The 3,251-nt window shown below is 77.7% G+C and carries 2 protein-coding genes; one reads left to right on the top strand and one right to left on the bottom strand.

Annotated elements, in window-relative coordinates; all coding sequences use genetic code 11:
* Positions 1-25: 25 nt before the first annotated feature.
* The gene (locus WCS02_RS18960; protein ID WP_340295844.1) at positions 26-1,891 is read right to left on the bottom strand and encodes a diguanylate cyclase domain-containing protein; all 1,866 of its coding nucleotides are present in this window, start codon (positions 1,889-1,891) and stop codon (positions 26-28) included.
* 167 nt (positions 1,892-2,058) lie between these two features.
* On the opposite strand from WCS02_RS18960, the gene WCS02_RS18955 reads away from it, so the two are divergent.
* Complete coding sequence (locus WCS02_RS18955) at positions 2,059-3,135, top strand: DUF2332 domain-containing protein (protein WP_340295843.1); 1,077 nt, start codon at positions 2,059-2,061, stop codon at positions 3,133-3,135.
* The last annotated feature ends 116 nt before the right edge of the window (positions 3,136-3,251 follow it).

Below are 3,251 nucleotides of genomic sequence, written 5' to 3'. Positions count from 1 at the left end.
CGGCGGCCGCTGGTGCGCGCGGCCGCTAGCGCGCGGCGGACGCCGCGGGGATCACGGGCGGCGGCGAGGTCGCCCCGTCCGCGGTGGCGCTGCCGGCGGTGAAGACGACGGCACGGCCCTTGCCCTGCGCCTTGGCGGTGTACATCGCGGTGTCGGCGTCACGGAGCAGGCCGTCGGCGTCGGCGCCGGGGGCACCGAGGACGACGCCGACGCTGAGCCGGACCACGACGTCGCGGGTGCCGACCGTGATCGGCCGGGACACCGAGGCGACGAGCCGCTCGGCCAGCGCGAGCCCGTCGGCCGGGTGCGGGGTCTCCGGGCAGAGGACGACGAACTCGTCCCCGCCGAGGCGCGCCACCGTGTCCGAGGCGCGCGCCCCGGCGAGCAGCCGGTCGGCGACGGTGCGCAGCACGATGTCGCCCGCGGCGTGCCCGTCCACGTCGTTGACCTGCTTGAAGTCGTCGAGGTCGAGGAACAGCAGGGCGGGCGCCAGGCCGCTGCGGCGCGCGGTCGCGAGCACCTGGGCCAGTCGGTCGGCGAGCAGGACCCGGTTGGCGAGGCCCGTGAGCGGGTCGTGCAGCGCGAGGCGGGACAGCTGCTCCTGGGCGTCGCGGCGGGCGGTGACGTCGACGAGCTGGACGCTGACCAGGACGTCGCCGGGGTCGGTCGACGGGGCGGGCAGCACGGACACGGCCGCCTCGAACCAGCGGACCGGGGTGCCGGACGAGGCGACCTCGTGGCGCCAGCCGTCGCTGGTGCCGGCGACGACGTCCTCGACGGCCGCGACGAACGCGGCCCGCTCGGCCGGGGCCAGCTGCGCGGCGAGGTCGCTGCCGAGCAGGTCCGCCTCGCTGCCGCCGAGCATCGCCGTGGCGACGGGGTTGGCCCGCACCACGCGGAGCACGCCGTCGCGCGGGCGGAGCATGAGCATGCCGAGCATCGAGCCGGTGAACCCGCCCCGGAACATCGCCTCCGACGCCGACAGCCGGGCGGCGGTCTCCTCGCGCTGGCGGACGGCGAGGGCGAGCGGCAGGACGACCATGACGTAGGACACGGCGAACACCTGGATGACCAGGGTCGACAGGTGCCCGGTCATCGCCGCGCCCACGGCGAACGGGCCGTGGCCGGCCGCGGACAGCAGGGTGACGGCGACCACGAGGCCGAGCAGCTGGAGCGTCACCGTGCGCAGGCCGAGCCGGACGGCGCCCCACACCACGACGGTGAGCGGGACGAAGGCCAGGGGCAGCGTGCCGACCCCGAAGACGAGGACCGTGACGGCGGCGAGCAGGCCGACCTGCAGCGCGGTCTCGGCGGTGCGGCGGCTGGCGCGCGACGCCGTCCGCAGCGACAGCACGGCCGGGACGACGAGCAGCTGCGCGGCGGCGTGGGACGGGGTGACGGCGGTCAGGGTGAGGAGCAGGTCGCCGTCGTGCAGCAGGGCGACGGTCAGCGCGGTGAGCACACCCAGCGTCGAGGAGCCGGCGACGACGGCCACCGCCAGGCGGCGGATGTCGACGATCTCGCTGAACCGGGCGGGCGGGCCGTCGGTGAGCAGGCGCACGGTGACCGCGACCTCGACGACGTTCCACACCGCGAACAGGACGGCGATGTCGGCGGCGCGGCCGCCCTCGAGGTTGCCGGTGATGCTCCCGAGGAGCACGGCGAACAGCACGATGCGACGCCGGTCGGGGCCGACCACGGCGGCCAGCCCGGTGCCCAGGCCGGCCGCGGGCCACCAGGAGGCGACGACGCTGCCCTCGGGCGCGAGCAGGACGGCGCCGACGCTCAGCAGGTGGGTGCCCAGGACGGCGGCGACGAGCAGCCCGACGTCGACGGTGCGGGCGGACCGCCCACGTCCCCGTCGCAGCAGGCTTCCCAGCTCTCCCAGCACCCCGGTGTGATCGGCGCCCGTGCGGCCGGGCTGAGCCGCTGCGCCCCGTTAACCCCCGTCCGGGCGAGGCTGCCCACAGCCCGTCACGTCCCTCTCGGCCGCCGCACGGCGCTGTGCTTCACTCGCCGTGCGGCCGGGTGGGCCGCCGGACCGTCCTGGAGGTGCGCGTGCCGTCGTCCCCCCTGCCGGACGGCCCCGGGCAGCTCGCCGTCCACCTGCTCGACCAGGCCGAGGCGTGCGGCCGGCTGGGGTCGCCGCTCTACGACCGGCTGCTGCGGGGCCTCGCCGCCGACCTGCAGGAGCGCGGCGTGCTGGCGGAGGTGCTCGAGGACCACCGCGGGGCGGCTCGCGACGACCTGGTCCCGCTCCGGCTGCTCGGCGGCGTCCACCACCTCGTCCTCACCGGGCGGGCGCCGCGGCTGGCGCGGCAGTACCCGAGCGTCGGCGGCACCCCCGACGACGACCTGCTCCCGGCGTTCCTGGCCGCGCTGCAGGAGCACGCCGAGGAGGTCCGTCCCTGGTTCGCCAGTGCGCCGCAGACCAACGAGGTGGGCCGTTCGACGGCGCTCGTCGGCGGCCTGCTGCTCCTGCTGGACGGCCGCGACCTGCCCGTCCGGCTCTACGAGACGGGCGCCAGCGCCGGGCTCAACCTCCACGCCGACCGGTTCCGCCACCAGGTCGCGGCGTCCGGGCGCTGGTGGGGGCCGGACAGCTCGCCCGTGGCGCTCGAGGACGCCTGGCAGGGCGCCGCCCCGGACCCGGGTGCCCCGCTGCGGATCATCGAACGCCACGGCAGCGACATCGCCCCGCTGGACCTCACGGTGCCCGGGGCCCCGGACCGCCTGCTCGCCTACGTGTGGCCGGACCAGACCGCGCGCGTCGCCCGGCTGCGGGCGGCGCTCGCGGTGGCCGCGGCGCACCCGCAGCCCGTCGCCCGGCTCGGGGCGGCGGACGCGGTCAGGGCCATGACGCTCGCGCCCGGGCACCTCACGGTGCTGTGGCACTCGATCATGTGGCAGTACGTGCCGGCCGCCGAGCAGGCCGCCGCCGAGGACGCGCTGGCGGCGCTCGGGGCGACCGCGACGGACGACGCGCTGCTCGTGCGGCTGTCGCTGGAGCCCGCGACGCCGGAGGACGGCCCGGCCGCGGACTTCGTCGTGTCGGCCACGGTCTGGCCTGGTGGTGCGCGGCAGCTGCTCGGCCGCGCCTCCCCGCACGGGCCGCCCGTGACGTGGCTGGGATGAGCGACGGCCCGGCCACGCCGCCGGGGAGCACGGCTACGCCGCCGTGGGTCGCGACTCCGCCGCCGAGGAGCACGGCCGCGCCGCCGGGGAGCGCGGCCGCGCCGCCGGGGAGCGCG

The organism is Aquipuribacter hungaricus (assembly GCF_037860755.1).
Lineage (GTDB): Bacteria > Actinomycetota > Actinomycetes > Actinomycetales > JBBAYJ01 > Aquipuribacter > Aquipuribacter hungaricus.
This window is presented reverse-complemented; position numbering and strand designations above follow the sequence as displayed.